The sequence below is a fragment of the Sheuella amnicola genome (assembly GCF_010499255.1).
GTDB lineage: Bacteria > Pseudomonadota > Gammaproteobacteria > Burkholderiales > Burkholderiaceae_B > Zwartia > Zwartia amnicola.
In genome coordinates, this window is sequence record NZ_JAAGRN010000002.1 from 197,519 (window position 1) to 223,617 (window position 26,099).

The following is a 26,099-nucleotide window of genomic DNA, read 5'->3' on the forward strand; positions in this document are numbered from 1 at the left end:
TTCTTCAGAATAAACAAAATCATAAAATAATCCACACTTAGGCAGCGCATGAAAACCGGACCTCTTACACATATCAAAGTTTTAGATCTAAGTCGCGTATTGGCCGGCCCCTGGGCAGGACAAATATTGGCTGATCTTGGCGCAACCGTGATCAAGGTCGAACGGCCTGGGGCGGGCGATGATACGCGTGTCTGGGGACCTCCGTTTTTAAAAGACGAACAAGGCAATGAAACGCGAGAAGCTTGTTATTTTTTAGCGGCAAATCGAGGAAAAGAATCCATCACCGTCGATATTAGCCAACCGCAAGGACAAGACATCATTCGCAAACTTGCCGCCCAAGCGGACATTGTCCTTGAAAACTATAAGGTCGGAACGCTCGAGCGCTACAACCTTAGTTATGAAGATCTGAAAACGGTGAATCCGGCGCTCATCTATTGTTCCGTTACAGGGTTTGGCCAGTCCGGACCTCTCGCTGAACTACCCGCATATGACTTCATGATTCAGGCGATGGGTGGTTTGATGAGCGTAACGGGCGAGCGGGACGGACAACCCGGAGCCGGCCCCCAAAAGGTTGGCATGCCCATCATGGATCTCATGACCGGCATGTGGGCGGCGGTAGGCGTACTTGCCGCACTTGCTAGACGAAACGAAACTGGTCAAGGTGAATACATCGACCTGGCCATGCTTGACGTCATGGTTGCCACCATTGCCAACCAAGGCATGAACTATCTGGTTTCCGGCAAAACCCCTCAGCGCATGGGCAACAAACATCCGAACATTCAACCTCAGGATGTATTTGACTGCACAGATGGAAAAATGGTGCTTGCAGTCGGTAACGATGGACAATTTGGTGGGTTTTGCAAAGCGATGGGACATCCCGAGGTTGCTCAGGACGAACGATTTGCGACTAATAGGGCCCGCGTAATCAACCTACCGGCACTAATGGAATTCGTATCGGGCGAAATCGGAAAACGCAGCCGCAAAGAGTGCATAGATGCTTTGCGCAGGCATGGCGTGCCTTGTGGTCCAATCAACACCATCCCCGAAATTCTTGCGGATCCGCAAATTGTTCATCGCAAAATGTTGCGCTACTTGCCTCATCCCACTGCGGGCAAGGTTCCGCAAATCGTTAGTCCACTCAACTTTCAGCAAGCGCCCCTTACTTTTGAGCAAGCTCCGCCCCTCTTAGGTGCGAGTACGGAAAAAGTCCTCAAAGAAATCGGCATCACACCACAACAATATGCAGCACTGCTGGCAAGCGGCGTAGTGTAGGCACTTCAATCACGCCCAAACATTCTCTTGACGCCCAGCACCTGCTGGGCGATAAAGCTCTGGCCGTAATCGTGCCCCCCTTTTTCGGGAACCTGATCATGAATCCCGGTTGGCGGATAATCGGTTTCAAACCGCGCTGTCTTGAAGAGAATGTCCCACAGCGGAAATAAAACCGCAAAATTGTGTCCGTGCGCAGGCCCAGCTGTCGATTCATCATAAGCGATCGAATGATGAAATCGATGGAACATGGGGCCAACAAGTAGGCGCGATCCAAGTCTGCCAAAACTGAAGCGAACGTTGGCATGGGAAAAGCTTTCCACTAGCTGAGTAAACAAGACAATCAAAACAAATTGTGCCGGTTGCACGCCAATTAATTGGGAAAGAACAATCAACAAAACATCCCGCAGGAGTCCGTCAAGCAAATGCACCCGACTATCGCTCCACATGGTCATCTGACGCTGACTGTGATGCACCGAATGCAATCCCCAGAACCATTTGTAACGATGCTGAGCGCGGTGGTAGGCATACTCGAACAAATCGAATGCCAAAAGATAAATCACCAGGCTAACCCAGGCAGTATCAGTGACACCCGGCCAAATACCATCCAGTTGAAAAGGCTCAAACCCCCATATTCTGGTCAGCCCGAAAAAACTTTCCAGAATAGGTCTCACCAGAAAGAACAAGGCTATGCGAAAGATTCCGAGTCGATAAATGACGGTATACAGGATATCAATTCGAACTTGGCGCCGATCGACAATCGGCTCAACCGGACGCCATCGTTGCAGGCTACCCACCACCACCACAAGCAGAATGATTTGCAACACACCGATCAAAAACCACATCGTACCCGTATAGGCATCCTCGATCACGCTGCTCAGGCCCGCGTGAAAAAGAAACGGCTGAACAATAGTTTCGAAAAGCCATTGCTGTACATCATCAAAAAGATCGATCAAGCTATTCATCGTTAAGGGTTGGATAGTGGGTTAAATCAGAATCTTGAGGAATCGAGTATTGCACTTGCCCGAAAGGTCTCTCGACAGTCGTCATACGCGCCTGAATCCAGTCGCGATAAGCAGGATGCGCTTCAAGCGTTGCGAAACAGAATCCCTTTTTCTTGAGACCCTCGATCAGCGGTTCGAGCACAGCCGGCGCCCACGGATCTTTGCGCGACCATATGCCCAGATGCGCCATCAAAATATCACCCGGGCGAATATCACGTAATGCTCGCTCCAGCAAAACAGCATTTGGGTAACGATCACTGGATAACTCATCGCCTAAAAAACCTGCAGGTGCCCATGCTGCGTGGGCATAACCGCAACTTGCCGCTGTTTGTAAAAGAGCGGAGGACGTCTTGCCTCCCGGCGCCCTGAATATCGGTAGCATTATGCGACCGGTCATTTCCTGAAATCGATCAGCCACGCGCGCAAGTTCGGCACAATACTCTTGAGATGTCCATTCCCGTACACGCTTGGCATCAGGACCACTCGTCGGTCTCATTTGAAAACGACCATTGCTCGAATCCGAGATCCAGTAAACATGATCATATGTGTGAGAGGCAAAAGCATGACCACCTTGAGCAAGTTCTTTCCACCAAGGTGCCCAAACATCATCCAGACTTGTACCGCCGCTAAGCGTCTGCTCATTGGCCAGAAAAAATGTCGCCGGCACCTGATGACGCATCAGGACTTCGGAAACTAGGGGCGCAACCCCCATGTGGCCGGTATCGAAGGTCAGATAAACAGGTTGAGTGCATTGGGCGAAAACATTTGCCGAAAATGCGGACAAACATGCCGCCCATAAGAATCTACTGGCGGTTCGCATGATCAAGTGACCATACCCCATGCGGCGACTTACCGACATTCACTTTCTTAACCATTTCTTTCGTATTGATGTCGATCGCCACGAGTTTGCCGGCCCAACGCGTAGTCACAAGCAACGTCTTGCCATCATTGAGCATTTCCATGCAATCAGGTCCGGCAAGTGTCTTGTACGTGTCGACGACTTTCATCGTCGTGTAGTCGATACGGCTGATCTTGTTCGAACCGCGATCACTTACGAAAACGTGTTTGCCGTCCCCCTGGGAGCGAAACGCATGCGCACCTGGATTTGTCAGAATGGTTTTGACCAGCTTGCCTTTTTCTCCGGTCACATCGAAAACCTGTACGCCGTTCTCTCCAGTCAGCCCGACAAGCAAATGCTTATCGTCCGGGGTGAGATAAACATCGGCAGGAGTCTTGCCCGTAGGAATCACCCATTTCACTGTCTGCGTCGGCAAATCAATCGCCATCAACTCATCGCTGTCCTGCACCGAGATATAAGCCGTTTTACTTTTAGTATCGATGTTGATATGGCTGGGCGTCTTGCCTGTTTGAATACGCTTGACCAACTTCAGGTCAATATCCATACCTTTACGCTCCCAGCGATAGATATCGACGTGATTCAAGCGGTTTGCCGCCGTCACAAACCATTTCATATCGGGAGAGAAACGCAAATGATAAGGATCGGCGATGTTGGGAATCGTCTTCTGAACCTCAGTTGTGCGAGGGTCGATCAGCGTAATTGAATTACTGGTCGCATTTGCAACCATGACGGATTGACCGTCAGGAGTGAGATACAAGTGATGCGGTTCTTTTCCGACCGGAATCCGCTTGATCTCCTTGAACGTTTTCGGATCAATGACACTGACATCGGCATTCAATGAATTCAAAACAAAAATCGGTGACGCCGCAAAAGCTGTGGTGATCGAGAATAAACCACAGACTGAAAGAATAGCGTGAACAGCGCGTTGGATGAACTGAGTTGATTTCAAGATTGCCTGCCTGAAGATATGAAAGCTGCAGCGAGCTTTTCGCACGCTCTGGAATAAGTCCTTATTTTCGCACAAACCCCTGAAAATTCCTTGATTTCGTGTTATGCGCTAACTTTAAGAGGATCGTTGCATTTTAAGGAGTGAATATCACTAAAATTAGGCAACTAAGCAGTAATTTCTTAGCATTATTCGATTAGGATTTGTCATGCGCACGCTGGACCGTACCGACCTGAAAATTCTTGATGTATTGCAACGAGAGGGTCGGCTATCGATGACGGAACTTGCCGAACGCGTCAATCTTTCTGCGACACCCTGCTCCGAACGCGTTAGACGTATGGAGCGCGAAGGCGTCATCATGGGGTATTACGCGCGCGTCAATCCGGCCGCTCTCGGAAAGAATTTGTTGGTGTTCCTTGAAATCAAACTATCTTCAAAAGATGGCGACGTGTTCGAAAAGGTCAAAAAAGAGCTCGAATATGTTCCTGAAGTGATGGAGTGTCATCTCGTTTCCGGAGATTTTGATTATCTGATCAAGGCTCGTCTGCCCGAAATGAATCGATACCGACAGTTGCTGGGGGAAATCCTCAAGCGCATGCCTGCTTCGGCAGAATCCCGCAGTTATATCGTGATGGAAGAAATCAAGGAAACGCTTTACCTTCCAGTTGACCGTTGATTAATTTCGCAACGTACGGACAAAATCCCATAATCGCGGATTGTCTGAAGTGCCTACATTGAAGCGGAACCAGCTCGACTCTTGATCATTCGGACGGAAGTATGATCCCGGTGCAAGCCAGATTCCGTGATTAAGTGCGCGCGTAGCGACATGAGCGCTCTGACTCGGCTCTATCGGCAGACGCCCCCACAGAAAAAGGCCAGCTCCCGGGGCGTGAAACAATTCGACTCCAGCTTCATGCATACTAGCCGATACACGCTGATGCGCATCAGCTAGCTTGCTTTTCAAAAATGTCGCGTGCTTGTCGTAATGCCCCTCAAGCAAAATATTGGACACGATGCGCTCGGCAACTTCAGAAGAGGTCAATCCAACAGCCATTTTTGTGCGCGCAAGTTCGGCAAGAATAATAGGGTTGGCAGCGATGTAGCCCACACGCAAAGTCGGGGCGATGGATTTTGAAAACCCCGAAATATAAATCACGCGATCAAGACTATCGAGCGAAGCCAGAATGGGGGCGCCTTCAGGAGCAAGCTCGCGATATATATCGTCTTCGATTACCCAGACTCCATATTTATGGGTCATTGAAAGCAATCGAAAAGCTGCTTCATAAGATAGCGAAGTACCGGAGGGATTTTGTAATGCCGTGTTCACAAACATCGCCTTGGGGCGTTCTTGCTTGATCACTTGCTCCAATTGATCAGGATCGTGCCCCTCGAGTGTTCGTGCAATACCGATCACTTTTAGACCCGCCAACCTCAAAATCTGGAGTAGATTACAGTAGCAGGGGTCTTCGACCAGCACAGTATCTCCGGGTCTAAGCAAAGTGCGCACGACCAAATCAAGTGCCTGCGTTGCGCCCTGGGTCAGAAGAATATTCGAATGCTCTGCCGGGATGATATTTCGTCTCAAAATTTGCGCAACTTGGTCGCGCAACGATCCCATTCCGAACGGATGCCCATAGCCTCCAAATCGCGACCCGGGTAAACGTCCAAGCGCACGCATGGCGTGCTTTAAATCGCTTTCATCGATCCATTCGCCCGGGATCCAGCCACAACCCGCTTTGATCGGAACCGAGTGGTCCGCGAAAACATCGGACAGTAGCCAGGCCGCATTCAACGCAGGGGCGATCCACCTGAGTGCCTGATTCGTACTGGCGTATCTGACATCGGCGACGCGGTAGCCAGAACCTGGTCGGGACACAATCCGACCCGAGGCCACAAGTCGCTGATACGCATCAGCCACAGTGTAAGGACTGAGCGCCTTCGCCCGGGCAAGCGCACGAACAGAAGGAAGAGGGTCTCCAGCGCGTAAAACACGATCCCTGATCGCCTGTTCGATTGCATGCATCACCTGCACCACCAAAGGCAGGCTTGCTTGACGATCACATTCGAAAGCCAGACGGGTAAGTGGCATCAAAATTTCCAGCTGCAGTACAGTTAATTAAAAACCCAATACAGTTTGCCACAAAACACCAGTACGGTTAATCATTTTCTAGCAAAACTGTACTGGCACATTCTTTTGGCATAGGGTTACATTGAGGCATCGACCCCTTACATTGGAGCCTCGTCATGAATGCCTTGACCGAAAAAGTCAGCTTGTCCACGGATTTGGACATGAGTAATTACTGGATGCCTTTCACTGCCAATAAACAGTTCAAGGCGGCTCCCCGCCTACTGACAGGGGCAAAGGGCATGTACTACACATCCCACGATAATCGTCAAATCATTGATGGTTGTGCCGGCCTTTGGTGTGTCAACGCCGGACACGGTCGCGAAGAAATTATCGAGGCTGTACACAAGCAAATGACCGAGATGGATTACGCGCCGTCGTTTCAGATGGGTCACCCAATGGCTTTCGAAGCAGCTAGCAAAGTAGCGGCTGTCATGCCTGCCGGTCTGGACCGCATATTCTTTGCGAACTCGGGTTCTGAGGCAGTCGACACGGCGTTAAAGATCGCGCTTGCATATCATCGTGCACGTGGCGAGGGTCAACGCACTCGTCTGATCGGTCGCGAGCGTGGATACAACGGTGTGGGCTTTGGCGGAATCTCAGTGGGGGGTATTTCTCCAAACCGCAAAGCGTTTTCCGGCAATCTGTTATCGAATGTCGACCACCTTCCTCACACTTTCAATCTCGAGCATGCCGCCTACAGCAAAGGTCAACCCGCATGGGGCGAGCATCTGGCCGACGAACTTGAGCGCATCGTCGCATTGCACGATGCTTCGACAATCGCTGCGGTCATTGTTGAACCGGTTGCCGGGTCCACGGGTGTTCTCATTCCTCCAAAAGGATATCTGCAGCGCTTGCGCAATATTTGCACCAAATACGGCATTTTGTTGATTTTTGACGAAGTGATCACTGGCTTCGGACGCTTGGGCAAAGCAACCGCCAGCGAATACTTTGGTGTCACTCCCGACATGATCACCATGGCTAAGGCAATCAACAATGCGGCCATTCCGATGTCGGCTGTTGCCGCCAATCACCAGATTCACGACACGATCATCAATGCCGGCCCCGGCAATGCAATCGAGTTGTTCCACGGCTATACCTACTCTGCACACCCGGCTGCGACCGCTGCTTGCGTTGCGACACAGGACATATACCGCAAGGAAGGTTTGTTCGAGCGCGCCAATAAATTGGCGCCAAAATTCGAGACCGAAATCCACAAATTGCGTGGTGAGCCGCATGTCAAAGATATTCGTAATCTGGGACTGATGGGTGCGGTTGAGTTGAATTCGCGCGATGGTGCACCGGGTGCTCGTGCATACGATGTGTTCGTGAAGTGCTACCAGAAAGGTTTAATGGCGCGCTTTACCGGCGACATTCTTGCTTTCTCGCCCCCATTGATCGTCAGCGAAGGACAAATCGAAGAAATCTTCGGGATCGTCAAGGCGGCCTTGCACGAAACAGCTTAATTGCGGCGTGATGCGTATTCAACGCATCACAAACCAGTTACGAAAGCGGCCCGGGGATTTTTAAATCCCCGGGCTTTTTTAATGATCACTGGATTTGAATGTTGGCATCCTTGATTAGTTTTTTCCACTTGTCCGACTCAGCCTGAATCATGTTTCCGAACGCTTGCGGCGTACTCGAAACAATATCAACACCTTGATCATTCAGCTTTTTTCGAATGACAGGATCCGCGAGTGATTGCTGCATCGCCAAGTTCAATTTTTGAACGATTTCACTGTCCATGCCGGCCGGACCAACAAAGCCGTACCACGTAGACATGTCATAGCCTGGCACACCCGATTCCGCGATAGTAGGAATATTGGGCGCGGCGGCCGAGCGTTTGGCCGTTGTCACACCTAAAGCACGTAATTTCCCGGCTTCGATCATCGGTATCAAACTCGGCAAATTCGGAAACATCAGCGAAACTGCTCCCGATAGCAAATCCGGTAATGCCGCACTGGTTCCTTTGTAGGGAATATGCGTGAACTTAACCCCCGTGTCTTGCATGAAAAGCTCGGCAGACAAATGGACCGAACTACCGAAGCCGGACGAACCCACATTCAATTTTCCTGGATGTGCGCGCGCATACGCAATTAATTCAGCAATCGTTTTGAATGGCGAATTCGGAGGAACCACTAAAACATTCGGAGCACTGAGCACTTGCCCGATTGGTGTGAAATCCCTCACTGGATCATATTTGGCAGACTGATATAAATACGGGTTAACGGCATGTCCGATTGATGTAAAAAAAATCGTATAACCATCAGGCAAGGATCGTGCAACGGATTCGGTTGCCAGGTTGCCATTGGCTCCTGTACGGTTTTCTACTACGATCGTCTGATGCAAGCGCTCTCCCATCGCTTGCGCCATGATGCGTCCCACGGTATCAGCTGTGCCACCTGCAGTAAAGCCGACAACCATTTTGATTGGCTTGTCCGGATAAGCGGCAAGAGCGCCCCGCAACGGCAACCCCGTACATAAAACCGTTAGCATAAGGATGGCCAGGGGTCGTAACAGTCGCGGCAGTGTTGATAGCATGATGGTCTCCGGTTCAAAGTTCATCTAATTCGACGAAATCGCTATTTTTATTGCTGCCGATCTTTACACACCTTCTTTTCCCTTGCAACAACGTCAAGGGATGCACGGATGGCCGCCGAGGTCTATGATAGTGCGTTCACAAATCGTAGGAAATTCCATTCAATGAACTGGCAACTCCCTTATCCTTCCGGCCGTCAACCCGTCTTGGGCCGCAATGTCGTTTCAACATCTCAACCCTTAGCCGCTCAAGCAGGCGCTGCGATCTTCGAGCGCGGCGGCAACGCTATTGACGCAGCGATTGCCACTGCCATCACCTTGACTGTTGTCGAACCCACCATGAACGGCATTGGCGGGGATGGATTTTCTTTGATCTGGGACGGCAAAAAACTGCACGGCTTGAATGCTTGCGGCCGTGCACCCGCTGCATGGTCTCCCGAGCGATTCAAAGGCATGGACAAAATGCCTGGTCGTGGATGGGAATCCGTCACGGTGCCCGGCGCGGTATCGCAGTGGGTGGCCTTATCTAAAAAATTCGGTAAATTACCATTCGCTGAATTGTTTAAAGACGCGATTCGTCATGCGCGCGAAGGCTTTCCGGTCAGCCCCGTCATTGCTCGCCAGTGGGCTAATGCTGCCGCAGAATTGTCTGCATATCCCGGATTTAGCGAGGCGTTTTTACCGAATGGTCGCGCTCCGGCGGTCGGCGAAATTTGGAAATTTCCCGAACAGGCTGACACGCTTGAAGCAATCGCCAATACAAACGGCGAAGCTTTCTATCGGGGCGCCTTAGCCAAAAAAATCGCCGCATTTGCAGCTGAACATGGTGCAGCCATGACAGAAGCGGATCTAGCTGCACATCAAGCCGATTGGGTGGAACCTATATCGACGAATTTCCGCGGTTATGACATTCACGAAATCCCCCCGAACGGTCAAGGCATCACCGCATTGCTCGCATTGAATATCATCAATGCTTTACCTTACGATCAGACCAAACCGGGTTCGGCCGAGCGAATGCATCTCGAGATTGAAGCCATGCGCTGCGCATTCGCAGATTTGTTTGCGCATGTTGCCGACCCTGCACATATGAAAGTCAGTGTTCAAGACATTCTCAGTCCGGCATACGCCAAAGAACGCGCAAAATTGATCAACCCTGCAAAAGCCGGACAGTACGGTCCGGGCCAACCGCCCTCGGGCGGCACAGTCTACTTGTGTGCCGCAGATGCGGAAGGAAACATGATTTCCTTCATTCAATCCAACTACCATGGCTTTGGTTCAGGAGTTGTTGTCCCCGGCACCGGCATTTCATTGCAGAACAGAGGTTCGGGTTTTGTAACGACGCCCGGACATCCCAATCTGGTTGGTGGCGGCAAACGCCCCATGCATACGATCATTCCCGCGTTCATGACACGCAATGGCAAAGCCGAAATGGCATTCGGTGTCATGGGTGGCAATATGCAAGCTCAAGGTCATATGCAAATGGTATTGCGCAATGTCGTCGAGCAGCACAACCCCCAAGCGTGCTCAGACGCACCCCGCTGGCGCGTGAACGACGCAGGAGAGCTGACACTGGAACATGCCGTCGATCAGGAAATCGTCAAGGGCCTGATCGCAATGGGCCACACACCCAAGATCATGCCCCCGGATAGTCTTGACTTTGGCAGCGCACAACTGATTCAACGACTGGATGCACAAGAGGCAAAAATCCCCTCGGCCTATGTTGCGGGATCCGATCATCGCCGCGATGGCAATGCAGTTGTACGCTGAACGTTGAATTTGCCCATGACTACACCATCCAATCCTTTCGCCTCGATGCCCTTAACCGGCCTGAAAGTTGTCGAAATGGGTCAGTTGATCGCCGGCCCTTTCGCTGCAAAAACCTTGGGCGACTTTGGTGCCGACATCATCAAAATCGAACCGCCCGGAGCAGGAGACCCTTTGCGTAAATGGCGCCTGCTTAAAGACGGCACATCGGTTTGGTGGCAAGTTCAGTCGCGCAATAAGCAATCTGTCGCGCTTGATCTGAAAGCCCCCGAAGCCCAGGAAATCGTGCGCAAGTTATGTGCCGAGGCGGATGTTCTGATAGAGAACTTTCGCCCTGGTGCGATGGAAGGCTGGGGGCTTGGGCCTGAGACGCTTCTTAAAATCAATCCAAAGCTGATCATGCTTAGGATTAGCGGATATGGCCAAACCGGACCGTATCGGGACAAGCCCGGTTTTGGAGTGGTGGCTGAAGCCATGGGTGGGTTGCGACATCTCACTGCAGAGCCTGGCCGCACTCCCGTGCGCGTCGGAATCAGTATCGGTGACACGCTAGCCTCTTTGCATGGCGTGATCGGCATCATGCTGGCACTACAGGAAAGGCAACGCAGCGGGCAAGGCCAAGTCATTGATGTTGCGCTACATGAAGCTGTTTTCAATTGCATGGAAAGTCTCTTGCCTGAATACAGCGCGTTTGATGTCGTGCGCGAGCCCGCAGGCAGTGCCCTGCCGGGCATCGCGCCGAGCAATGCCTATCGCTGTAAAGACGGCGCATATGCATTGATCGCCGGCAATGGCGATAGCATCTTCAAACGTCTTTGCAAGGCCATGAATCGGGATGATCTTGGCAATGACCCGACACTTGCGGACAACACGGGCCGTGTCGCACGAATCGAAGAAATCGATTCAGCCATTAACGCATGGACTATCCGACATAGTGTCGATGAAATCATGGCTGCACTCGATGAAGCAAAAGTCCCGGCCGGCAAAATCTACACCATTGCGGACATCGCTAAAGATCCTCATTACTTGGCACGCGATATGATTCAGCACGTCACGATGTCAGATGGCACTAAACTTGCCGTACCGGGAATTGTGCCCAAGCTATCTCGCACACCTGGACAGTTCCGACGCAACGCGCCAACGATCGGTCAGGATACCGATACCGTCTTGCGCGAAGCCGGTTTAACTGAAGAGCAAATCTCTATATTGCGCAGCAAGGGGGTTGTAGCTTAATCGCCTTTCAGAATCATCGCGGCCGCTTTTTCCGCGATCATCATTGTCGAAGCGTTTGTATTAGCCGAAACAATATTGGGCATGATGGATGCGTCAACAACGCGTAGCCCCTGTAACCCATGGACTCGCAGTTGCGCATCCACCACGTTTCGAGAATCGGATGCGGGCCCCATGCGCGCTGATCCATTCAAGTGATACGCCGAAACTCCATATTTTCTGATGTAATCCATCAGTTCATCCTCGCGTTCGACTTGCACGCCAGGCATGGACTCTCCTAGCGAGTATTTTGCAAGAGGTTGGGTTCTGAGTAGCTGTCGCGCCAACCTTACGCCATCAAGCAACACACGGCGATCATTTTCGTGGTCAAGGTAATTCGGTTGAATGATTGGAGCATCAAAAGGATCCCTGGATTGGGCATGAACGTAGCCCATGCTTTCGGGGCGATGCTGCCATACTCCGCAAGTCATTCCAGGATACTTGTCCAGCATGCCGACATAACCCTCACGATAACTGGCTGCAGTAAAGACACCCTGCAAATCCGGACGAGTCAATCCCGCCCTCGATTGCCAGAAAAAATGCACCACGGATGGACTCAACGCAAGAATGCTCGGCTTTTTGAATAACCATCGGCCGATCTGCCCCCAGAGTCTGGGGGCACGGGCCAATTCATTGATCGTAGTGATTCCTTTCACTTTGGCAACAACGCGAAGCGAAAAGTGATCCTTCAGATTGTTTCCGACCCCGGCCATATCTCGAAACACGGGAATGCCTAATTTATTCAAAACAGCAGCGGGTCCGACACCCGATAACTGTAAAAGTTTAGGCGTATTCAATGCGCCAGCCGATAAAATCACTTCGCGTCTTGCGCGAACCACATGAACCGGTCCGCCTCTGCCACCACGAACGTACTGAACACCCACGGCACGCGTGCCTTCAAACAAAATCTGTGAGGCATGCGATTTCGTGAATACGTTCAAATTGGGACGTGAACGCACAGGCTTGAGAAAACTGCGAGCCGCACTCATTCTGTATCCGCGGTAAATGTTTCTCTGAAAATAACCGACACCTGCCTGAGATGCCCCGTTATAGTCGGGATTGCGTGGAATACCCAACTCCTGAGCACCTTCTATGAATGCCTCATTGATCGGATGTATCCAATCCACATTGGTGATCGGCATCGGACCGCTACGTCCCCGATACGCATCGTCACCTTCTCCGATTTTTGTTTCAGTCGCCTTGAAATAAGGAAGCACATCCTTGTAACTCCAGCCGGGATTTCCGGCCGACGCCCAATCATCAAAATCCTCGGCTTGACCACGGTTATAGACCAAGCCGTTAATTGCGGTCGAACCCCCCAGCGTTCGGCCCTGGGGAACCGGAATCCTTCGCCCACCTGTATGTTCAGTGGGTTCTGTCGTAAATGGAAAGGTGAAATTCGGATCAAATACTTTTTTGATGTATCCAGCAGGCATATGCAAAAACGGATGCCAATCAGAAGGGCCAGCTTCAAGAAGACAAACCGTAACTGACGGATCGGCGCTTAATCGATTCGCGAGAATGGAACCCGCGGCGCCACTGCCAACAATTACATAATCAAATTGGCCTTGTTCAATGCCTGCTGCACTACTCATCCGTGATCCCCTAAATAAGCTGCGCGCACTTTTGGATTGCGTCGCAATTCCGAACCTTTACCTTCAAGCGTAATGCGTCCCGTCTCTAGCACGTAAGCACGATCGGATACAGCCAAGGCTTGATTGGCCATTTGCTCCACTAACAAAATTGTGACTCCGCGCTCTTTTAGCATTCTAATGACAGAGAAAATCTCTTTAACAATCAGCGGCGCTAAACCAAGAGATGGCTCGTCAAGCAATAACAAACGTGGCCGCGACATCAATGCCCGCGCAATGGCCAGCATCTGCTGCTCGCCACCCGACATTGTTCCGGCCATTTGATTCTGTCTTTCCCGCAGCCTCGGAAAAATCGTGAACTGTTCTTCAATATCCGAATCAATGTCCGTTTGAGTGTCTTTACGATGATAAGCACCCAGTAACAGGTTATCCAGAACAGATTGATCCGGAAATACCTGTCGCCCCTCCGGCGACTGTGCAATCCCCAAAGGCAAGCGCAAATGCCCGGGCATGGACGTGATGTCCCGCTCGTCGAACATCACGTGGCCGGCCGCTGCGGGCTCCAGGCCCGAGATGGTCTTCATCAATGTGCTTTTGCCGGCGCCATTGCCGCCGATAATCGTAACAATCTCACCCTGATCGACGTGCAACGAAATCCCTTTGATCGCGTCGATGGCACCGTAACGCACCTCCAATCGATCGACCTTCAGCAATGTACGATTACTCATGCTTTGCTCCTGCGCGCGCGGCATCAATTGCTTGTTCATCCATCGCATCAAGATCCGCCATATCTTCATCATCCCCAAGATAAGCGGCAATCACGCGTGGATTGTTCTGAACTTCGGTCGGAGTACCTTCGGCAATTTTTTCACCATAATCCAGAACGATGACATGATCGGAAATCGCCATGACCAGATCCATGTGATGCTCGATCAATAAAATCGTGATGCCTAGATCGCGAATGCGAGAAATCACTTCGATCAGATCCTGCGTTTCCTGAGGATTTAACCCGGCAGCCGGCTCATCAAGCAACAGCAATCGGGGATGTGTCGCAAGCGCACGAGCAATTTCCAGTCTTCGCTGCAGCCCGTAAGCAAGGCTACCAGCCAGTTCGTTCGCCTTTTCGCGCAACCCGACAAAATCCAGCACCTGTAGGGCCTCGGTTGTCGTCAAACGCTCCTCACGACGTGCGGCGGGAGTACCAAGCAGGCAACTTAAAAATCCCGAATCCAATCTGGAATGAAGGCCAACCTGAACGTTCTCAAGAACACTCATATTGCCGAACAGCTTCAGATTCTGAAACGTTCGTGCAAGACCCAAGCTGCAAATTTTATTTGCGGGTAATCCTGAAATTGTTCGCCCATTAAACTCGAACGATCCGCTATCTGGTGCAATGACGCCGGACAAAATATTCAGAAGCGTCGTCTTTCCGGCACCATTGGGTCCGATTAGCGAATGAATATGGCCTGTCTTGATATCAATGCTGACCCGATTTGTTGGAATCACGCCTCCATAGGCTTTATAAAGATTTTCGGCTTTCAACAAAGGGCGGTCAGGTGCCGCGACTTCGTCCGCACGCAAACGCCACGGCTGCGGATTTTGTTCAAACATCCTGGGGGCAAACAGCTTGGGCATGACTCTACGCGCAACTGTACGCAACATACCTGAGAGGCCATCCGGCATCACATACAGCGCAAACAAAAGCAGTGCGCCATAAGTAAAGTGCTGCAAATGCGGCCATCGTGCCAAAAATGCATCAAGCAAAGTCAGCACGATTGCACCCAGGATCGGTCCGTAGATCGAACTTCCTCCAAAAAGCACAATCAACAGAAAGAAAATCGACAAACCGAAGGTGATGAAATCCGAGCTGATATATTGGTTTTGCTGCGCAATCAGCGCACCGGCCAATCCGCACGTTACGGCACTGATAACAAAGGCCAATACTTTAAAGCGGTAAACACTGACGCCCACGCTCTCGGCTGCGACTTCGGCAGTGTTAACCGCCCTGAATGCGCGACCATACTTACCCATGACCAGTGCTCGAATGGATAAATGCGCAAGAATCCCCAACGTCGCGGCAAACCAAACCCATTCTTTCGGACCTAGACGCACCCCACCGAAAAGCATGGGTGGAACCACACCATATATACCGGCTTGTCCGCCAAAAACGTCTTGCCATTCGGATACGATTTTTTCAACCACGATGCCGAAGGCAATCGTCACCATTGCCAACGCGGGTCCTTTAACACGCAGCGCTGGCAAGGCAATCACCACACCAAAAAAACCGGCCACCACGCCACTTGCGATGAAAGCTGCCCATGGATTCCAACCTGCTTTCGTTGTCAGCAAAGCCACCGTATAGGCGCCTACCGCAAACAATCCTGCATGACCAAGAGACTTCTGTCCGGTGAATCCAACCAAAACATTCAATCCCGAAGCGGCAAGATAATTCACTCCGATCAGAAACATCACCTTGAGATAAAAGCCATTCGTCGTGGTCAATGGCAGCAATACAACTGCAGCAATGACGCACAACAGCCCGATGAAATGCGCTTTATTGTTTTTTTCAAGCATCACACTTTCTCCACATGACGCTGTCCCAGCAAGCCTTCCGGCTTTACAACCAACACGATAATGATCAGGATGAAAATGCTGATTTCACGCAACTCTGCCTGCCACAATCCGACAAGCGCCTCGAGAAGTCCAAGCAAAAACCCACCCAGCATGCACCCTCTCGGATTATTCAGTCCGCCGACAATCGCTGCCGAAAACGCCTTGAGTGCGATCGTCAAACCCATGAATACGGATGCAGTCGTGATCGGTGCAACAAGCATGCCGGCCATTCCTGCCAAACTGGAGCTGAGTACGAAAGCGAAAATCACGATCGCCATAACGTTGATCCCCATCAGGGTCGCCGCATTGCGGCTATGTGCAACTGCACGCACCGCCTTGCCCAATTTTGTTTTACGCAAAACAAGATCTAGACAAAACATCGTCAGAATACTTGCGATCAAAACTAGAATTTCCTGTGGGACGATGCCGGCTCCGCCAATGCGGATGACATCATTACCTAATGGTGAAGGCAATACAATCGGCGTAGGTCCCCAGATAGCCAACGCGGTATTTTGAATAATGATGCCAAAACCGATCGTACTCATCACCCACGCCATTCCGACCATGCCTACGAATGGTCGTACTGCAGTGAAATATAGCAACACCCCGAATATTCCCAGAATGACAATACTCGCGATCAATCCAATGCCATAACGCGCCAGGGTCACATCAGTGACACTAAGTGCTTCGGTGATATCCTTACCCGACAACAATAAAACGGCAGACACGCCAATCAGAGTACCAACTGCCAGAAACTCCCCTTGACCGAAATTGAATGTTTTAGTGGTCGTATGGGTAATATTGAATCCCAGCGCGACTAAAGCATAAATTCCACCCAAGGCCAAGCCACTGAAGACGGCCTGCAATATTGCAACCATTTCTTCTTTCCTTACATACAAAAAGCCTTCCTGCGGGCAGAAAGGCTTTTCAGACTTTGATGATTAACGCTTCAAATCAGCTGGCGTGATGGACTTGATGACATCATCCTGGAAACGAACGATCTTGCCGTCCTCTGTCCATTTGGCAAGATAAAAATCGTCCACACTCAAACCTTCATGTTTCTCTTTGGTGAATGGTTTGTTGTAGGTTTTGATGATCCCTTGAACTCCCGACAGATCCTCAAGCGCAGCCGCGACTTTTGCACCATCCGTAGACTTCGCTTTAGTGATGGCCGCCGCCATCAACATGACGGCATCATAGGATTGGGCCGCGCACGCGAACGTTGTCATGGTCGGAAAATTCTTGCGAACGCGTTCACCCAAGGCCTTGGCTCGTTCGTTGCTATCTTCGGTCGTCGAAGCGGCGATAATCAAGTTAGGCGCAAGCTTGGGACCCGTCATACGGTAATACAAAGAGCTCAGGTTGCCCCACGTTCCGAGAGTAATCGGGTTGTAATTAATTTTCTCCATACTCTTGACGACGTTTGCCGCACCATCAGCGATCGCATAAATAATCACAGCATCCGCACCGGCATTTTTAATCTTGGTCAACTGCGATGTGATGTCGGTATCTTTTGGCCCGAATTTTTCAACCAGAACCGGTTTAATACCGTGCAAGGCCAATACCTCGACTGCATCCTTGATTCCTGCCTGACCATAACCGGTCGAGTCGGCGATCACGGCGATCTTTTTATTCTTGGATGCCTTCACAGCATAAGCTGCCAACAAAGCAACCTGCTCCCGATCCACCATCGAAACACGGAACATGTAATTCTGCGGCTCTTTGGCGTAGCGTGTCGTGATCTCCGTCGCTGTCGCGGTTGAACCGATCACCGGGATTTTTGCAGCTTGCGGGATATGCAGCCAAGCCAAAGCATTACCGGAGTTTGCAGGCCCAACCACACCGACCACTTTCTCGTTATCGATTAGTTCGGTCATGTTCTGAATCGACTTGGGCGGCGTACCCAAATCGTCCCGAATAACCGGAACAACTTTACGTCCGAGCAGTCCGCCGTTTTTGTTGATATCCTCGATCGCTGCTTCAAAGCCCCAGCGTGCGGCTTGTCCCAGTTCTGCCACCGCAGTGCCGGACATATCCCCGTTATAAGCAATCTTGATATCCTGAGCCTTGGCGACGCCTGCCGTCAAAGCAGAACCGAGCGCAAGGGCAACGGCCATTCGTTTAAATAATTTCATGTACTTGTCTCCTGAAATGTGGTTTACCCACTGTAAATTTCCGACGGTTTAAACCGTTCTGGTGTATGAAAATATATTTACTTGTCCATCATACAGTTCAAAAATCCGCTTAAACAGATTCTGCAGCCAAAGGCGGGTTTCCCCTGATCATATCGGCCGCTTTTTCAGCAATCATCATCGTAGGCGCACCTGTATTGCCGGATGTCATCAGAGGAATGACAGAAGCATCCACTACACGCAACCCCTCCAATCCGTGAACCCGCAATTGCGCATCGACGACCGCCCCGTGAGCCGGACTTTTGCCCATCCTGCACGTCCCCATGAAATGCCAGGCTGTACCGCCTCGCTGTCGCGCGCAATCAAGCAGCTCTTCATCGCTGACTGCCGATGCCGGCGGAAAATCATCCACCTCGCAATAAGGTGCCAAGGGCGAAGCATGCAGCAATTTTCTAGCCATGCGCAGTCCATCAACGACAACCTGCCGATCAACCGGGTCGGACAAATAATTGGGCTGGATCAATGGCAAGTCGAAGGGATGGCTCGAGCGCAAACGGACATAACCGGAACTTTCAGGGCGCAATTGATAAAACCCTAGCGTCATTCCGGCAAAATCATCCAGCTTTCCAGCAATTCCTGCCGCATAACTTCCGGGTGAAAAGTGAAACTGCAAGTCTGGTCTTGTGATCTCGGGTCGCGAAGATGCAAATGCAAATGAAACAGACGGGCTAATTGCCATCAAGCTCGGCCTGCCTGTTGCCCATTTCAGAATTTGGCCCAGCAGCTTGATACCTCGAGCGGTTTGATTAAGCGTCTCAATCCCCTTAACCTTGACAACCGAGCGCACCATAAAGTGGTCATGAAAATTTTCACCCACGCCGGGTAGTTCGTGAAAAACCGCAATTCCGTTTTCCTTGAGCAAAGCCGACGGCCCGATTCCCGATAACTGAAGGAGTTTTGGCGTATTGGCCGCACCTGCGCAAAGTATCACTTCACGCCTTGCCTTCATGGCATGGATGGGGGAATCCGGAGAAGTCTGAAACCTTAAACCGACAGCTCGCTTGCCATCAAACTCTAGCTTTGTGACGTGCGCATTTGTTCGTATCTCAAGATTATTTATTGATCGAGCCGGCTTCAAAAACGCCTTAGCAGCGCTGTAACGACGACCGCGATAAATCCACCGCTGATAGTATCCAGCGCCATATTGGCTGCCTGCGTTGTAATCGATGTGCGAAGGCAATCCGATCTGCGCAGCGCTCTCGATAAACGCGTCACATAATGGATGTCGCCAATCGCAATCAGTGATAGGTAATAGACCGTCACTACCTCTATATTTGGGATCATGCGTGCCGACTCGCCTTTCTGTTCGCTTGAAGTAAGGCAATATTTCGGCATAAGACCAACCGGGATTGCCCAAAGCAGACCAGTCGTCATAGTCCTGAGCTTGGCCACGGGTATAGTTGAAGCCATTAATTGAACTAGACCCGCCAAGCGTGCGGCCGGTTCGTGTCACCACATTGCGGCCGTTCGTACCTTCACTTGGCTCGGTCTGAAAATCCCATGTATAGGCAGGATCATGCCCAACCTTGATGAACCCCGCGGGAATATGAATAAATGGGTTTCGGTCCGAGGGGCCCGCCTCAAGCAGGCAAACCGACACCTTCGGGTCTTCCGACAACCGATTTGCGAGCAAACAGCCGGCGGCACCTGCGCCGACGATAATATAGTCGTATGTCCCCATCATGCCTTTTATCTGTGTCGACCAGCCAGTTCCAGCTGCACACTTCGCACGTTATTAAAATCTGTTTAATTCAGTTTTTACTTTGAAGATGCCTGTAGCGCAAGAGACTTCAACAACGCATACCGGGAAATGACTCCGAATGGCCAAGAAACCCCATATTAGCGAGACGCCAGCAACAGCCCTACTCAAGGCCAACAAGATTATCTTTACCGAGCACCCCTATGAATATCTTGAGCGCGGGGGTGCACAGCATAGCGCCGAAGTTTTAGGACTCAATCCGTACGCTGTCATTAAGACACTGATAATGCAAGACGAAAAAACCATGCCGCTCATTGTGTTAATGCATGGCAACCGTAGCGTTTCGACCAAAAACCTTGCGCGACAAATTGGCGCAAAAAGTATTGAACCCTGTAAACCCGATGTCGCCAATCGACACAGTGGCTATCTGGTGGGCGGAACATCCCCCTTCGGCACTCGTAAAAAAATGCCCGTTTATATCGAAAGCGATATCCTTACGCTGGAACGGATTTGGATCAATGGCGGACGCAGAGGCTATCTCGTTGGAATTCATCCCGAGGTTTGCGTTCAGCTACTTCAGGCCACACCGGTAAGCTGCGCCCTGCCTCTCTAGTCAAAGCGGAATTTCGCAACTTGTTGAACCCTTGTCTTTACAATATTGCTTCGCATAAACAAAAGTCCTTCGACCTGAAAATTTTCCATGTCCAAATCAAATCTTACCCAATCCAAAATCAATTCAGAAGTGCAACGCTTGCTTGAAAAGTACGATTGCAACTACAAGTTTCATGAAGTCCGCGCGGCATTCATGGGCGCCATTGCCAGCCCATATGTCGTTGATCCGGTTTTCGAGTTGAATGCGCTATGGGACGGCGAATTTCCCGAACTGGACTCGACACAAGCAATCGACGAAGTTCGACAGATTTTTTTAGAAGATTTTTGGAATCTGCTGGCCGAGCACGCCGATGAAGCTGCTGATCGACCTTTTGAATTGACATCGCTTGCAGCCCCTGCAACCTTGACTGAACTCAAGGCTCAAGCTCAATTACGTGGTGAGGAGCTTGACGCATTCATGGATGCTTTTTATCAGGATCAGGAAAACGTCGAACTCAGCGATGAAGTCGCCGAAAGCGTCGACATCATTGAAGAATTGATCGGCATGTGCTCCGAACTCATGAATATGGATCCGGACACCTCCTTATCACCCGACGAACTTAAAGAACTCGCAGGCAACATGAACAAGATGCGTGACATGGCCGAGATTGAATTGAATAATATTATTTTGAGTTGTGCTTGATCTCAGGAGTTAATACCAGTGCTGCGTTTCATGTATTGGGTGCGAGCGCTTTTGTAGTATTGCGTCATGCTAACTAGCACGGATATAGACCAGCCAAAAGCCACCATTCCGCTTAAGGCGATGACTACCATCACCAAATCCCAACTTTGAGGCAAAGGATTGGTGCCAAAACCCACAGTTGTGTAGGCACTACCTGCGAAAACCATCGCATGATGCGAATTGCTGATCAACCCCGTCAGATTTAGTGCAATGCCCCAAATATAAATCTCAAGCAAATGCGAAAGTGTCAAAACAAATGACATGACATAAAACGCCGGGCGAGCCAAGGAAAAGCGACGTGCCTGAACAAGACTATCAATAATTTTTTCATACCAGTTTTCAGTGATGTACATGTAAAGAGCATGAACAACCAAAATCAGGAATAAAACCGCACCCGCGAATACGAGTGCCTCGAGATTAAAGACGGCTTCGGAAGAATTATTCGGCATTGATTTCGCTCGCTATCCAATGATCTACTGCTTGTATGCCGCCCAGGCGTTCACGTCAAACCCGGGTGTTGCGATCCATTGCGCTAACGCCTTGGATGCGAGTGGAAAGGTTAGCGGTGCTGCCAGATCCGCCCGACGACCGCCAATTAGTTTTGTCTGATTCATCCACCAAGCAGGATCACCTAACGTCTTAAAGGACAAAGCCACGATTTCAGGATTATCAACTGACGCGATAGCGGGAGTCTCAACAGCATCGATCGGATTGATCGTGAAAATACCGCTTGAGCCCATGAAGCCATTCCCGACCGGATTTGCAACCACCGTATAAGCTTGCGAGGTCTTAGCCACTGCATACCAGAAAACCATCGTATTAGAAGCGTAAGGATGTTTGAACAAACCAACGGCATCCTGTAATTGACCACCATACTGACCGGACCAACTTGAAGGGATTGCAATGATGTCTGCCCTTCTGACACTTAACACCCCGGAAGCTTCGGGATAACGTACGTCCTCGTTAAGTAGCAATCCGACTTTGCCGATGCCAGTATCGAACACTGGCAAATCATCCCCCGGCGTTAAAAATTCGAGTGTATTTTCATCGAGATGAGTCTGACGGTACTGACCAATCAACTTTCCATCCGGACCGATCAAGGATGCAGTGTGATAGTAATGATCACCGTCCTTTTCGATAAAACTCACCACCACATGGGCGGTCAAACGCCCTGCGAAATCTGTCGCGACTTGAGTGCTTCGGCCAAGCTTGTTTTCAGCAACGGCCTGATAATTTGATTGATCTACCGGTCCGCAAAATGAAAACGCCGGAAACACGACCAGATTCGTTCCTTTGGTGCTTGCCTGCAGGGATTGAACTTGAGTGTTGCTACGAGCCAGATTGCCTTCAAAATCATTTTTTTCGATCTGGTACTGAAGCGCGGCGGCATTCACGGCATGACTGATTTTTGAGGCCGCTCCATCTGTCGGCGCTCGATAAAAAGCCAGATCGCCATAAAGCTCGGGGCGTCGTCTTTGAAAAGTTTTTTTCTGGGCGTTATTGAATTTGGCAGGATCAAGTTCTGCATAAATGATCGCATTGCTGTTACCCATGGTGTAACTGGTATTGGTAGTCGACGCATGGGCAACGCGCTCTCCAGTTGCTTGCCATATCGAAGCCGCTCCGCCATATGTCACCGACACGCCTGTTGTCGGATTCGACTCCGCATTGCTTCTGTCGGCTGCGACCATGGCCAGGCCATTCCAGGCACATTGATGCTGTACCGCGGCGATTGTGGAATGATTTCCTGCCGATTCGGCTAGCTGCGGCAATACACGATCCGATGAACAAATGTAGGCGATGATATCGGCTTGCTTCAATGCCGCTACCCGGGCAGGTTCGTAATATGTATCGTCATAGCAGATAATCATCGTGATATTGCCAAGTTCGGTTTCAAACACCGGATAACCGGTATTGCCTGGAACGAACCACAAAATATCCGATGGATTCAATCCATTCTTGCGATACTTGCCGATGTACCCTTTGGGTCCGATCAGCGCGCCCGTGTTGTATGTCAATTGAGTATCGTGATCGATCTCAGCGATTCCAATGGCGATATAACAATTGAACTTCGCACAAACGTCTTCCAGGGCTGTAGTTGTCTTGCCTGGCACAGTATCCATAAATGGCAAAAACTGGTTGCGATCTTTATAGATGTACCCTGACACGGCAGCTTCGGGCAACACGATCAATTTTGCGCCATTGCTTGCGGCTTCAGTCGCGATCTTTACCGCTCCGACTATATTTTGATCAAGCTCCATGAAAACCGCATTGAATTCAATGGCCGCTACTTTAAAAGGTGTTGTTACACGGGTCATGCCAATCATCCTTAGCTATTTTTGCTTTCATTAGGCCAATAGGGCGAAGGCCAGTCTTTAGTCACGCTTAAAACTCGCAGCGATGTTGTCACGATGATCGACAACACTAAGCCTGCATAAAAATTAATGAATATGCTACCAATCAAATAACATATCGTACCGACTGTTAACGCAGCCCCGAACCAATGTGCTTGCTTACCGACCGTAGTTCGCTCTTGTGCGATCCAATCCGCAATCATGCCGCCAAAAGACGCAGTGACCACACCGCAAAAGAGCGCCGAAATAATTGGAGCATGGAAAACAAGTGCTTTTTGGGCGCCAATTGAAATGAGCAAACCAACGGCAAGTCCATGAAGCAACAAATTCGGAATCTGCTGTTTCACAAGCTTGTAAAAAAATAATGCGCCAATGACCGCCGCAAACAACATCGCCGGAAGGTAGTACCACGTGAATATGGCAACGGGCTTTAGATTAAGCATGATGTCCCGACATAAACCTCCACCAACGCCCACCATAATGCCGGACAGCATTGTTCCGTATATCGGGATGTTTCGCGAGCGTGCAACTGCCGCACCATAAAGCGCAGTTGTCATCATCGCCAACAATTCCAACCATACCGGCAAGGCTTCAGCTTGCGAAACAGCAAGGTTCAGAGAAAAATTCATGGGATATATTTAACTAAGTTTATCTATGTCACACCGATGGTGCTGTTAGCAGCAATGCGTAGTTTAATAGTTTGGCATTCAACTCGGCAAAATACATTATGCGTATTCAACTTCTCTCGGACCTGCACCTTGAGTGCGAGCCAGATCTTATGCCACAAGCAGCCGCCAATATCGATGTGCTGGTTCTCGCAGGCGACATCGGATCATATCAAGCCGGTTCATTGCTGAAAGGTGACGATTTCGGTTTAACAAGGTTTTCACCGCTTCGCTCCGATTCACCCTGGCCCCGTGTTCTTTATCTTCCGGGCAATCATGAATTCGATTCACTGGATTACGAAAAGACCTACGCACACCTTCGCGATACTTGTACTAGATTAGGAATTGATTGGCTTGAAAGCGAAATCATCACAATCGGCCCTATTCGCTTTATCGGCTCAACCTTATGGAGCGACTTCGAGTCGCTTGCCCGACAAGAGTCAACCATGACCCTTCAGATGCGCGCACTCGAAAAAGCCTATCGCGCAGCAAATTTCTATTTGCAAAAACACACAACCTATCGAAATGGCGAACCCATGCTAGCCGAGGACATTCGTCAACTAGGCCTTACGGCTCAGGCATGGCTTAAATCGGCACTGGAAACCCCTTTTAATGGCACAACCATTGCGGTGACTCATTTTGCACCGATCCTCGAAAGCGCCGATCCGCGTTACGGGCTCACTCCAGGTACGGCAGGATTTTGCAATGCACTCGATCATTTGCTACCTTTGGCCAAATTATGGCTGCATGGACATCTGCATTGCACTAATGATTACATCGTAAATGGCCATCATAATGGACGCGATTGGTCTTGTAGAGTGGCAGCAAATCCAAGAGGCTACGCGGACAAGCAGGAACAACGGTCTTTTCAGGAAGCCTTTGTCATAGAAGTGAACTAAGTGAATTTGAATCTGGTGAAACAATCAATTTTATTTTTTGGGTACGCTTTGGAAAATCGCAACGATCAGATCTGCCAATTGTTTTACCGGTTCGCTTAAGTGACGACTTGTACGATGTACCAATCCGACTTCGCGATAAAAAGTGTGCTCGCCTAAATTGATGGCCCGCACAGAAGCCGGCCATCGGCGATATGTTGCAGTTTGCGGCACTAACGCAACGCCGACTCCATTGGCGACCAGTTTCACGATAGCTTCAAGCTCATCGACTTCACACACCTCGTGAAGAGGAAAATGCATATTCCGCAAAAACCGATCAACCAATCGACCGCCAAAAGACGAACGGTCATAGCGGATAAATGGGAGTGTAGACAAGATCTCGGACCAATCATGTCCTTTTGTTTTTCCGGGAACAAGTAATCTGAAGGGTTCTCTTGTCAGAGTTGTCCATCGCAAATCGTTTTGTAAAGAGAATGGCGATCGCAATGTGATCGCAAGATCAAGCTCGCCCGCATCAACCTGATTAATCAAGTCGAGCGAAAGTCCAGGAACAACATGAGTTCGACACTTTGGACTTTGCCGATGAAACTTGGCCAGAGCATCAGGCAATAGCGATCTTTGCGCAGATGCGATGGAGCCGATTTTGACCAGGACAGGGGAAGCGAGATCGACCGATGCCGACCCTAGATTGTTATAAAGACGAATCAAGTCTCGGGCCTGCGCAAGTATCTGACGTCCGGCACTATTGAGTCTGGCGGTCCTGCCTTTGCGCTCGAAAATAACAAATCCGAGCTCTCCTTCAAGTCTTTGCATCTGTGCGCTGACAGCCGCCTGCGTCAAACCAATTTTCGCACCCGCGGCGGCAAACGTACCCTCTTGGGCAACAGCGATCAGCGTTTTAAGCTCGCGGATCATTGATAAATTCCTTTTATTAATATGACAAAAATATATTGATTATATTTTTCAATTGGCTGAGGTACG

The 26,099-nt window shown here is 50.3% G+C and carries 23 protein-coding genes; 8 read left to right on the plus strand and 15 right to left on the minus strand.

The features are described 5' to 3' along the window. Positions 1 to 48 precede the first annotated feature (48 nt). Complete coding sequence (locus G3I67_RS03495; RefSeq protein ID WP_163651600.1) at positions 49 to 1,272, plus strand: CaiB/BaiF CoA transferase family protein; 1,224 nt, start codon at positions 49 to 51, stop codon at positions 1,270 to 1,272. Positions 1,273 to 1,277: 5 nt separating this feature from the next. Here G3I67_RS03495 and G3I67_RS03500 read toward each other — a convergent pair whose 3' ends face one another. The 3 genes from G3I67_RS03500 to G3I67_RS03510 are packed head-to-tail and all read right to left on the minus strand — an operon-like array spanning position 1,278 to position 4,063. Then, positions 1,278 to 2,234: a sterol desaturase family protein gene (locus G3I67_RS03500; RefSeq protein WP_163651601.1), complete on the minus strand. Its 957-nt coding sequence runs from the start codon at positions 2,232 to 2,234 to the stop codon at positions 1,278 to 1,280. Continuing rightward, the gene (locus G3I67_RS03505; protein WP_163652094.1) at positions 2,227 to 3,114 is read right to left on the minus strand and encodes a polysaccharide deacetylase family protein; all 888 of its coding nucleotides are present in this window, start codon (positions 3,112 to 3,114) and stop codon (positions 2,227 to 2,229) included. The genes G3I67_RS03500 and G3I67_RS03505 overlap by 8 nt, the downstream gene beginning before the upstream one ends. Next, positions 3,077 to 4,063, minus strand: coding sequence for a YVTN family beta-propeller repeat protein (locus G3I67_RS03510; RefSeq protein ID WP_375539297.1), 987 nt, complete (start codon positions 4,061 to 4,063; stop codon positions 3,077 to 3,079). The genes G3I67_RS03505 and G3I67_RS03510 overlap by 38 nt, the downstream gene beginning before the upstream one ends. 223 nt (positions 4,064 to 4,286) lie before the next feature. Between G3I67_RS03510 and G3I67_RS03515 the strand changes: the two genes are divergently transcribed. Further along, positions 4,287 to 4,754 (plus strand): Lrp/AsnC ligand binding domain-containing protein, encoded by a 468-nt coding sequence (locus G3I67_RS03515; RefSeq protein ID WP_163651602.1) that lies wholly within the window; start codon positions 4,287 to 4,289, stop codon positions 4,752 to 4,754. Here the strand turns inward: G3I67_RS03515 and G3I67_RS03520 are convergent, their stop codons facing one another. Then, a complete protein-coding gene (locus tag G3I67_RS03520; RefSeq protein ID WP_163651603.1) occupies positions 4,755 to 6,167 on the minus strand; it encodes an aminotransferase-like domain-containing protein in 1,413 nt (470 codons plus the stop codon). Positions 6,168 to 6,322: 155 nt separating this feature from the next. Between G3I67_RS03520 and aptA the strand changes: the two genes are divergently transcribed. Next, entirely contained in the window at positions 6,323 to 7,669 is a 1,347-nt protein-coding gene (gene aptA / locus G3I67_RS03525; protein ID WP_163651604.1) for an omega-aminotransferase AptA, read from the plus strand. Positions 7,670 to 7,754: 85 nt separating this feature from the next. On the opposite strand, the gene G3I67_RS03530 is transcribed toward aptA, so the two are convergent. Further along, a complete protein-coding gene (locus G3I67_RS03530; protein ID WP_163651605.1) occupies positions 7,755 to 8,744 on the minus strand; it encodes a Bug family tripartite tricarboxylate transporter substrate binding protein in 990 nt (329 codons plus the stop codon). Between the two features lie 162 nt (positions 8,745 to 8,906). On the opposite strand from G3I67_RS03530, the gene G3I67_RS03535 reads away from it, so the two are divergent. Both G3I67_RS03535 and G3I67_RS03540 read left to right on the plus strand, forming a co-directional pair. Further along, a complete protein-coding gene (locus G3I67_RS03535) occupies positions 8,907 to 10,508 on the plus strand; it encodes a gamma-glutamyltransferase family protein (protein WP_163651606.1) in 1,602 nt (533 codons plus the stop codon). A 15-nt stretch (positions 10,509 to 10,523) separates the two neighbouring features. After that, entirely contained in the window at positions 10,524 to 11,738 is a 1,215-nt protein-coding gene (locus G3I67_RS03540) for a CaiB/BaiF CoA transferase family protein (RefSeq protein ID WP_163651607.1), read from the plus strand. Here G3I67_RS03540 and G3I67_RS03545 read toward each other — a convergent pair. The 6 genes from G3I67_RS03545 to G3I67_RS03570 form a co-directional block, all read right to left on the minus strand. Next, entirely contained in the window at positions 11,735 to 13,369 is a 1,635-nt protein-coding gene (locus tag G3I67_RS03545) for a GMC family oxidoreductase (RefSeq protein ID WP_163651608.1), read from the minus strand. The genes G3I67_RS03540 and G3I67_RS03545 overlap by 4 nt on opposite strands. After that, a complete protein-coding gene (locus tag G3I67_RS03550) occupies positions 13,366 to 14,094 on the minus strand; it encodes an ABC transporter ATP-binding protein (protein ID WP_163651609.1) in 729 nt (242 codons plus the stop codon). The genes G3I67_RS03545 and G3I67_RS03550 overlap by 4 nt, the downstream gene beginning before the upstream one ends. Continuing rightward, a complete protein-coding gene (locus G3I67_RS03555; RefSeq protein WP_163651610.1) occupies positions 14,087 to 15,940 on the minus strand; it encodes a branched-chain amino acid ABC transporter ATP-binding protein/permease in 1,854 nt (617 codons plus the stop codon). The genes G3I67_RS03550 and G3I67_RS03555 overlap by 8 nt, the downstream gene beginning before the upstream one ends. Continuing rightward, on the minus strand, positions 15,940 to 16,857 hold the full coding sequence (locus G3I67_RS03560; RefSeq protein ID WP_163651611.1) for a branched-chain amino acid ABC transporter permease: 918 nt from the start codon (positions 16,855 to 16,857) through the stop codon (positions 15,940 to 15,942). Before G3I67_RS03560 ends, G3I67_RS03555 begins: the two co-directional genes overlap by 1 nt. A 63-nt stretch (positions 16,858 to 16,920) precedes the next feature. Beyond that, the gene (locus tag G3I67_RS03565) at positions 16,921 to 18,114 is read right to left on the minus strand and encodes an ABC transporter substrate-binding protein (protein WP_163651612.1); all 1,194 of its coding nucleotides are present in this window, start codon (positions 18,112 to 18,114) and stop codon (positions 16,921 to 16,923) included. A 109-nt stretch (positions 18,115 to 18,223) separates the two neighbouring features. Beyond that, the gene (locus G3I67_RS03570; RefSeq protein ID WP_203583534.1) at positions 18,224 to 19,855 is read right to left on the minus strand and encodes a GMC family oxidoreductase; all 1,632 of its coding nucleotides are present in this window, start codon (positions 19,853 to 19,855) and stop codon (positions 18,224 to 18,226) included. 136 nt (positions 19,856 to 19,991) lie between these two features. On the opposite strand from G3I67_RS03570, the gene G3I67_RS03575 reads away from it, so the two are divergent. Both G3I67_RS03575 and G3I67_RS03580 read left to right on the plus strand, forming a co-directional pair. Next, positions 19,992 to 20,483, plus strand: a complete 492-nt coding sequence (locus G3I67_RS03575) for an aminoacyl-tRNA deacylase (RefSeq protein WP_163651613.1) — start codon at positions 19,992 to 19,994, stop codon at positions 20,481 to 20,483. An 87-nt stretch (positions 20,484 to 20,570) separates the two neighbouring features. Next, positions 20,571 to 21,164: a hypothetical protein gene (locus tag G3I67_RS03580; protein ID WP_163651614.1), complete on the plus strand. Its 594-nt coding sequence runs from the start codon at positions 20,571 to 20,573 to the stop codon at positions 21,162 to 21,164. 2 nt (positions 21,165 to 21,166) lie between these two features. On the opposite strand, the gene G3I67_RS03585 is transcribed toward G3I67_RS03580, so the two are convergent. The 3 genes from G3I67_RS03585 to G3I67_RS03595 are packed head-to-tail and all read right to left on the minus strand — an operon-like array spanning position 21,167 to position 24,186. Then, positions 21,167 to 21,652: an ion channel gene (locus G3I67_RS03585; RefSeq protein ID WP_163651615.1), complete on the minus strand. Its 486-nt coding sequence runs from the start codon at positions 21,650 to 21,652 to the stop codon at positions 21,167 to 21,169. A 24-nt stretch (positions 21,653 to 21,676) separates the two neighbouring features. Further along, positions 21,677 to 23,521, minus strand: a complete 1,845-nt coding sequence (locus G3I67_RS03590; protein ID WP_163651616.1) for a carbon-nitrogen hydrolase family protein — start codon at positions 23,519 to 23,521, stop codon at positions 21,677 to 21,679. Between the two features lie 11 nt (positions 23,522 to 23,532). Continuing rightward, complete coding sequence (locus G3I67_RS03595; RefSeq protein ID WP_163651617.1) at positions 23,533 to 24,186, minus strand: trimeric intracellular cation channel family protein; 654 nt, start codon at positions 24,184 to 24,186, stop codon at positions 23,533 to 23,535. Positions 24,187 to 24,284: 98 nt separating this feature from the next. On the opposite strand from G3I67_RS03595, the gene G3I67_RS03600 reads away from it, so the two are divergent. Next, a complete protein-coding gene (locus tag G3I67_RS03600) occupies positions 24,285 to 25,121 on the plus strand; it encodes a metallophosphoesterase (protein ID WP_163651618.1) in 837 nt (278 codons plus the stop codon). Positions 25,122 to 25,151: 30 nt separating this feature from the next. On the opposite strand, the gene G3I67_RS03605 is transcribed toward G3I67_RS03600, so the two are convergent. After that, positions 25,152 to 26,033: a LysR family transcriptional regulator gene (locus tag G3I67_RS03605; protein ID WP_163651619.1), complete on the minus strand. Its 882-nt coding sequence runs from the start codon at positions 26,031 to 26,033 to the stop codon at positions 25,152 to 25,154. Between the last annotated feature and the right edge of the window lie 66 nt (positions 26,034 to 26,099).

Excerpts from the sequence above, each read along its gene's own strand:
- G3I67_RS03495 (WP_163651600.1), top strand. The coding sequence starts at position 49 with ATGAAAACCGGACCTCTTACACATATCAAAGTTTTAGATCTAAGTCGC.
- G3I67_RS03500 (WP_163651601.1), bottom strand. The coding sequence starts at position 2,234 with ATGAATAGCTTGATCGATCTTTTTGATGATGTACAGCAATGGCTTTTC.
- G3I67_RS03505 (WP_163652094.1), bottom strand. The coding sequence starts at position 3,114 with ATGGGGTATGGTCACTTGATCATGCGAACCGCCAGTAGATTCTTATGG.
- G3I67_RS03515 (WP_163651602.1), top strand. The coding sequence starts at position 4,287 with ATGCGCACGCTGGACCGTACCGACCTGAAAATTCTTGATGTATTGCAA.
- G3I67_RS03520 (WP_163651603.1), bottom strand. The coding sequence starts at position 6,167 with ATGCCACTTACCCGTCTGGCTTTCGAATGTGATCGTCAAGCAAGCCTG.
- aptA (WP_163651604.1), top strand. The coding sequence starts at position 6,323 with ATGAATGCCTTGACCGAAAAAGTCAGCTTGTCCACGGATTTGGACATG.
- G3I67_RS03530 (WP_163651605.1), bottom strand. The coding sequence starts at position 8,744 with ATGCTATCAACACTGCCGCGACTGTTACGACCCCTGGCCATCCTTATG.
- G3I67_RS03535 (WP_163651606.1), top strand. The coding sequence starts at position 8,907 with ATGAACTGGCAACTCCCTTATCCTTCCGGCCGTCAACCCGTCTTGGGC.
- G3I67_RS03540 (WP_163651607.1), top strand. The coding sequence starts at position 10,524 with ATGACTACACCATCCAATCCTTTCGCCTCGATGCCCTTAACCGGCCTG.
- G3I67_RS03545 (WP_163651608.1), bottom strand. The coding sequence starts at position 13,369 with ATGAGTAGTGCAGCAGGCATTGAACAAGGCCAATTTGATTATGTAATT.
- G3I67_RS03550 (WP_163651609.1), bottom strand. The coding sequence starts at position 14,094 with ATGAGTAATCGTACATTGCTGAAGGTCGATCGATTGGAGGTGCGTTAC.
- G3I67_RS03555 (WP_163651610.1), bottom strand. The coding sequence starts at position 15,940 with ATGCTTGAAAAAAACAATAAAGCGCATTTCATCGGGCTGTTGTGCGTC.
- G3I67_RS03560 (WP_163651611.1), bottom strand. The coding sequence starts at position 16,857 with ATGGTTGCAATATTGCAGGCCGTCTTCAGTGGCTTGGCCTTGGGTGGA.
- G3I67_RS03565 (WP_163651612.1), bottom strand. The coding sequence starts at position 18,114 with ATGAAATTATTTAAACGAATGGCCGTTGCCCTTGCGCTCGGTTCTGCT.
- G3I67_RS03570 (WP_203583534.1), bottom strand. The coding sequence starts at position 19,855 with ATGATGGGGACATACGACTATATTATCGTCGGCGCAGGTGCCGCCGGC.
- G3I67_RS03575 (WP_163651613.1), top strand. The coding sequence starts at position 19,992 with ATGGCCAAGAAACCCCATATTAGCGAGACGCCAGCAACAGCCCTACTC.
- G3I67_RS03580 (WP_163651614.1), top strand. The coding sequence starts at position 20,571 with ATGTCCAAATCAAATCTTACCCAATCCAAAATCAATTCAGAAGTGCAA.
- G3I67_RS03585 (WP_163651615.1), bottom strand. The coding sequence starts at position 21,652 with ATGCCGAATAATTCTTCCGAAGCCGTCTTTAATCTCGAGGCACTCGTA.
- G3I67_RS03590 (WP_163651616.1), bottom strand. The coding sequence starts at position 23,521 with ATGACCCGTGTAACAACACCTTTTAAAGTAGCGGCCATTGAATTCAAT.
- G3I67_RS03595 (WP_163651617.1), bottom strand. The coding sequence starts at position 24,186 with ATGAATTTTTCTCTGAACCTTGCTGTTTCGCAAGCTGAAGCCTTGCCG.
- G3I67_RS03600 (WP_163651618.1), top strand. The coding sequence starts at position 24,285 with ATGCGTATTCAACTTCTCTCGGACCTGCACCTTGAGTGCGAGCCAGAT.
- G3I67_RS03605 (WP_163651619.1), bottom strand. The coding sequence starts at position 26,033 with ATGATCCGCGAGCTTAAAACGCTGATCGCTGTTGCCCAAGAGGGTACG.